5 protein-coding genes are annotated in these 6,203 nt (G+C 41.3%); all 5 read right to left on the bottom strand.

All coding sequences use genetic code 11. The features are described 5' to 3' along the window. Positions 1 to 1,652, bottom strand: a 1,652-nt coding sequence (locus tag AACZ88_RS23850; protein WP_339716286.1) for a heavy metal translocating P-type ATPase, incomplete at its 3' end; no start/stop codon positions are given. 109 nt (positions 1,653 to 1,761) lie between these two features. Next, positions 1,762 to 2,922, bottom strand: coding sequence for a hypothetical protein (locus tag AACZ88_RS23845; protein ID WP_109649926.1), 1,161 nt, complete (start codon positions 2,920 to 2,922; stop codon positions 1,762 to 1,764). A 44-nt stretch (positions 2,923 to 2,966) separates the two neighbouring features. Next, positions 2,967 to 4,262 (bottom strand): sorbosone dehydrogenase family protein, encoded by a 1,296-nt coding sequence (locus tag AACZ88_RS23840; RefSeq protein ID WP_109649925.1) that lies wholly within the window; start codon positions 4,260 to 4,262, stop codon positions 2,967 to 2,969. Between the two features lie 48 nt (positions 4,263 to 4,310). Next, a complete protein-coding gene (locus tag AACZ88_RS23835) occupies positions 4,311 to 5,648 on the bottom strand; it encodes an MBL fold metallo-hydrolase (RefSeq protein ID WP_109649924.1) in 1,338 nt (445 codons plus the stop codon). A 119-nt stretch (positions 5,649 to 5,767) separates the two neighbouring features. After that, on the bottom strand, positions 5,768 to 6,203 hold a 436-nt coding region (locus tag AACZ88_RS23830; protein WP_339716283.1), incomplete at its 5' end, for a DUF305 domain-containing protein.

Here is a 6,203-nt window from a genome sequence, read left to right as displayed (position 1 = left end):
GCTTGCTCTTCGAGACTTTCTGCTGTTTGCATTAAGGAAGCATCGATTTGAATATTATTCTCAAGCATTAATTTATGGTTTCCAACATAGTATTGTGAACCGTCCTTTATTTCAGCTTGAACGCCTTTTCCTGTAATACTTTCAAAAGAAGCAATTTCAGCTTTTTCAATATTTTCATCTTTTAAGTGGTTGACCACCGCTTCCGCTAAAGGGTGTTCTGATTGTGCTTCAATTGCTAAAAGAATTTGCTTGTATTTCTTCGTGTCTTTATTATTCTCAGACCAATGAATATCCGTCACTAATGGTTTTCCTTCGGTAATGGTACCCGTTTTATCAAGAATGACCGCATTCACTTTATGTCCTAGTTCTAAACTTTCGGCATCTTTTATTAGGATATTGTTCTCGGCACCTTTGCCAATCCCCACCATTATAGCCGTAGGTGTAGCCAATCCCAATGCACAGGGACAAGCGATAACCAATACTGCTACAGAAGTTAGTAAGGCCTGCGAAAATGCATTATCGCCTCCTGCCGACATCCAAACAATGAACGTAATGATAGATATACCCAAAACGATAGGAACAAATATTCCAGCAATTTTATCGACCAGTTTTTGAACGGGTGCCTTGCTTCCCTGGGCTTCCTGAACCATTTTTATGATTTGGGATAGCAAAGTTTCACCACCAACTTTTTCTGCGGTAAATTGAAAGCTCCCTTTTTGATTTACCGTTCCGGCAAATACTTTTTCATCCTTTGTTTTTTCTACGGGAACAGGCTCTCCCGTAATCATACTTTCATCTACATACGAGCTTCCCTTGGAAACTTCGCCATCTACAGGTATCTTTTCTCCTGGGCGCACCAAAATGGTTTGACCCACTTGCACAGCCGAAATAGGAATTTCTTTTTCTTCCCCATTCTCAATAATCTTCAGGGTTTTGGGTTGTAATCCCATCAATTTTTTGATGGCCGAAGAAGTGTTGGATTTTGCCTTCTCTTCCAATAATTTCCCCAAGGAAATAAAGCTTATAATTACGGTAGCCGCTTCATAATAAACGTGAGGCTCGATACCGCGACTCAACCAAAATTCAGGAAAAAAAGTATTGAATACACTAAAGAGAAAAGCGATTCCGGTACTCAAGGCGACCAAGGTATCCATATTCGCCTTCCCGTGTTTAGCTTGCTTGAAAGCATTGATGAAAAAGCTACGACCGAACCAAAATAAAACAGGAAAAGTCAATACTAACGAAATCCATTTTCCGGGTTCCCAATGCATAAAAAACATTCCCAAAATAAATATGGGAAGGGTCAGAATCGCTGACCAGATAGTACGGTTTTTTATATCTTGATAATGCTTTTGCTGGAGTTCTTGTTGTACTTCTGAAGGGTCTTCCGCATCGATGATAATGTCATAACCTACTTCTCGCAAAGCGTTTTGCAATTTTTCCTCCGTAACGGTCTCATCATAATCAACGAGTACTGAACTACTGGCAAAATTAACACTGGCACCGTTGACACCTTCGGTATGCGACAGGATGGATTCAACACTTGATGCGCAGGCCGCACAAGTCATTCCCGTGACCGGAAAGGATTTTTTGATATCTGATTTCTTGGTTTTAGTTTTATCCTTTTGCTCCAAAACAGTTGTGGTTTCCATAGCTTTATCTGAATTGCTTTATGCAAAGTTCAGAATTGTTACCACCAACCGTGTTACGAAATTTGCTGAAAGAGTTGTAATATTCTCGCAAAATGTGGAAAACAACTAGTCAAAGTTGCTTTTCTAGCTCAGCGACTGTTTTCTTAAACTGTTCTAAATCCTTGAAGATATGTGCCCCTATCTCTATGGCTTTGCGATAATAGGGAAGAATGATTTTAGGAAAGCTCCTTTTCTTGTACTCATTTTCCTCTGCATCCATTTTATCTTTACGGACATCGCCAAATTTCAACAGCAATAGTGTTGCTCGTCGTATTTCCTGTGGGTTATTGCGTTCTTTGACTTTATCCACCAAGTTGAAAAACTCTATATCATTCTTGGTAATGTTAGCTTTTGATTCGTATCGTCTTAATTGCTCGTCTATCTCTATATCTTCAATTCTGGCTAAGTTCATATTGATATTATGGCCCGCCCAAAAACCATTCTCTTCATCGAACCAAATGCCCGAATCGTGCCATTTACCAAAAAAATTGACGGCATTTTTGATGCGGAAACCTTTGAGTCCTTCCTCAGAACCCAGAATGGTAACTTCACAGGGATTGGGAAACATTCCCATTACAACTACATCCTTTTTGTAAGAATTAAAATACTGAAAATACAATTTCTTGAAAATGTCGAATAAGTCAATAACATTATTCAACTTGGGGTAGAAGAATTCATCTAAATCAAAGGAATGGTTTAAGACACCGTTTAAATCGATAGGGTCCGAATCGTGCATTACATACCGATCTTCGTCAATAGAATAGGCGGAATGGAAGAAACTGTTGCGTATTTCTTTAAAATGGTTCTGCTCATAAAAATCGATTAGGTGCTGCTTTTCCGAATCGGCCAAGAGCTCCATCAAGAAATCTTGTTTTTCGCCGATTCCCAAAAGGCGCTCATATTTTTTTGTTTTCCAAAAAAGATATGATGAACCTTTGTATCCCAATTTAATACGGCACAGATTACCTATTATGTTGTAGAAGTCGCTGTTCTCAAAAAAAGTGGAGTAAATCTGTAAACCCATACGGGTTTTCTCTTTTCCTTCCAATTCATTGTACAACCTTTTGTAAAACTCGATTGCATCGAACCATTCATGAAGGTTCGAGTTTAAATTGGATGAACTGATTCCCCTATAATTAATCAGGTTAAGTACAAAATCGAATTCGCTTCTAGCCTTGGCTTCTTCAAAAAGATTTCTCAAATCCTTTACTGGAGGTTGTGCATCTTCCATAAATAAAAATACTTATTTAACGGCAAACCCCCATTGAGAATCGCTCACATACCATTTTTACCTTCCCAGCTGATTCTCCAGATCGTATTGGTCACATCATCGGTTATCAACATCGACCCATCGAGTAGTACGGCGGCACCCACGGGTCGGCCATAGACCTCATCTTTTTTGCCGTCAACAATAAAACCCGTTAAAAAGTCTTCAGGTTTTCCAGTTTGTTCTCCGTTCTCGAAAGGCACGAAAACCACTTTATAGCCTGATAAAACCTGTCTGTTCCAAGAACCATGCTGCACGACAAAGGCTCCGTTCCGATATTTGTCAGGAAATGAATCGCCCGTGTAGAACGTCAATCCCAAAGATGCGGTATGGGGGCCAACGTTCACATCGGGCACCAGTGTATTCTCCACTTGGGCCGAAGGAACCCATTTTACCCTTGGATCTTCATTTTGCCCATAGTACACATAGGGCCAACCATAAAATCCGTTTTCCTGGACACTGGTCAAATAATCAGGTACGAGGTTGTTGCCCAATCCGTCGCGTTCGTTGACCGCCGTCCATAAGTCTCCGGTAACGGGATTCCAATCCATACCCACAGGGTTTCTTAGTCCTGACGCGAAAATTCTTAGTCCTGAGCCATCAGGATCAATCTCAAGAATGGCCGCCTTCATGAATTCGGCCTCTGCCCCTTTCTCCCCAACATTCGAGCCACTACCGACCGCTATATATATTTTCGAGCCGTCCTTGTTGGCAGTAATATTGCGTGTCCAATGTCGATTGGCCTTTCCTGCGGGCAAGGTCGTAATTTTTTCTGCTTTTCCCGATAGTTGAGATTGGCCGGGCTTGTAAGGAAAACGTAGCAATCCGTTGGTATTGGCCACATAGAACCAATCATCCAACACAAGCATTCCGAAGGGTTGATCGAGTTCCTTTTCGAGAAATACGGCGCGTTCATCGGGAGACCCATCCTTGTCTACATCGCGGAGCAAGGTTATCAAGTCGGAACTGTTCTTAAAGCTTTTCGACTTTGATGCCCCGATGAACCATGCCCCGATTTTTTTCCAAAGCGGATAATTAGAATTGCTTTGCGCCACAAGTACATCGCCATTCGGTGTAACGTACATCCACCTTGGATTCTTGAAACCGTCAGCATATTTTGTAACGGTAAAACCTGGCGGGGCTTTTGGTGTCCTTCCATTTTTCCAGCCAATGACATTGCTATAGTTGGAATAGGATTTGGAGGCCGATATCGGCGGTAGCGAATCGACGGTCTGCGCATTTGTAGTTGCCAATACTAAGAGTGAAATGATTAAACCTGTAAAAAAACGTGTTCCCATGGCCATTTAAAATTTTGTCTTACATCTTCTGCCCATTAAAACTTAGCATCTTGGTTATTTGAATTTCTCAATAACATCCCCTAGGTCATATACTTTTACGTCTTGCAATTCATTTGAAAGTATGCTGCTTCCGATCGCGCTTCTATATCCACTGCCGCAATGGACAACAATGGGTTTGTCAGTGGGAATTTCCTGAATTGAATTCCTAAGTTCGTGAAGGGGTTTGTTCAGGGCATCTTCAAAAATTTTCTTTTTTCTTACTTCATCCGTATTTCTGACATCGACAATAGTGTAATTATCCAGATTTTGTAAAAAATGCTTGAATTTTAATCGTTCGTTTTCGATCAAGTTTTTTTTCGGAAGGTTAATTATGGCCTTAAGCTGATTTTCATATCCGATCTTCGCCACCCGCCGGGCGATGGTCTTTACATTTTTTGGAGAATCAGCGACCAAATAAAATTCCTCATCTGGTTGGATTATAGTACCTAACCATGTTTCAAAAGAGGATGCTTCGCCACCCTGCATAATATTGATACTCTGTGGCCAATGACCTTGATTAAACTCGTTTTCATCACGACTATCGACAATTAGGATATTATCTTTTGGTTTTTCGGCATTAAGATGAATAGGGATTTTAGCGGTTGCCATATCAATCGATTCAACTTTCTTTTTGTTCATAGCTACATCATGTTTGAAATAGGCCGGTATGAACGGTTGGTCTTCAAGGAGTTCTTTGACAAACTCATCTTCATTTTGATGGCCAAATGCCCAGTTATCCTTTCGCTCCCTACCTAATGTGCTACTGCTATCTGCCGACATGCTTTTGCCGCACAGGGATCCCGCCCCGTGGGCGGGGTAAATAATGGCCTCATTCGGTATTTTTTTGAATTTAGTTCGAATTGTGTTGAACATTTCACGGGCCAGTGCTTGCTTTTTTTGCTCTTTGTCATCTTCATTTCCGCGCAGGTCCGGGCGTCCGACATCCCCGATCAATAAGGTGTCCCCCGTAAAAAGTGCAACCTCATTTGCATCTGTGGCAAGAATGGAAATACTATCGTATGAATGCCCAGGAGTATTTATGGCTTCTAGTTTGGTATTGCCCACGAATATGGCACTGTTCCCATCAAAACTTTCGAAAGGGTATTCAGCTTCCAATCTGCTGCTGTTATAGATCGTGGCACCTGTTTCTTTGCTAATTTGCCAATGTGAGCTTACAAAGTCTGCATGGGAGTGGGTCAATAGCACAACTTTGATCTTAGCATTTACTTTATGCGCAAGATTATAATAGTGCATCGGGTCGCGATCGGGATCGATTATCGCCATCTCCCCTTCGCTCAGCAGTACGTATGAATAGTGGGAAAGTGGTTTATATTCAAATTGCTGTATTTTCATAAAAATTTTATGCGTTTATAATTTAACGTCCGAAATGCCTTCGTTTATTCTCCTGTATTTTCGTTTTTTCCTTTCGAAAGTAAAAACTGTTATTACCTCCTGACATTCACTTTTCCGTATCAGTCAAGGTTTGTTGTTTCTTCGGTAAGCGATCCTTCAAATTTGGGAAGCGGACGCTTTTCCTTTTCTTCTTCTGTTTCTACTATCCCATTTTTCTTGATATCGTCGATCAACCATTGCATTTCCATGATTTCCCTACGCTGCGCCTTGATGATTTCATCGGCAAGCTCCCGAACCCTGACGTCCTTTATTTGAGAACGCTCACTGGTCAAAATAGCGATGGAGTGATGGGGAATCATACCTTCCATATAGTCAACACCGGAAACCGTAACCTGGCTCCTGACCAGCCATATTCCACCCGCGATCAGCAAAACACCCAAAGCCAAGATGGCAATATTCTTATTGCGGTCTTTGTACATCTGTAGCATATACAGGAGCATGATAATAACCATGGACCCACCCATGATCAACGTCATAAAGAACCTGGTTTCACTA

Origin of the sequence: uncultured Kriegella sp. (genome assembly GCF_963975415.1) — a bacterium.
GTDB lineage: Bacteria > Bacteroidota > Bacteroidia > Flavobacteriales > Flavobacteriaceae > Kriegella.
Note: the sequence above shows the minus strand (reverse complement) of the source record. Positions and strands in the feature narration are given on the sequence as shown.

What these genes read in the sequence shown, in the direction of transcription:
- AACZ88_RS23845 (WP_109649926.1), bottom strand. Translation starts at nt 2,922, where the DNA reads ATGGAAGATGCACAACCTCCAGTAAAGGATTTGAGAAATCTTTTTGAA.
- AACZ88_RS23840 (WP_109649925.1), bottom strand. Translation starts at nt 4,262, where the DNA reads ATGGCCATGGGAACACGTTTTTTTACAGGTTTAATCATTTCACTCTTA.
- AACZ88_RS23835 (WP_109649924.1), bottom strand. Translation starts at nt 5,648, where the DNA reads ATGAAAATACAGCAATTTGAATATAAACCACTTTCCCACTATTCATAC.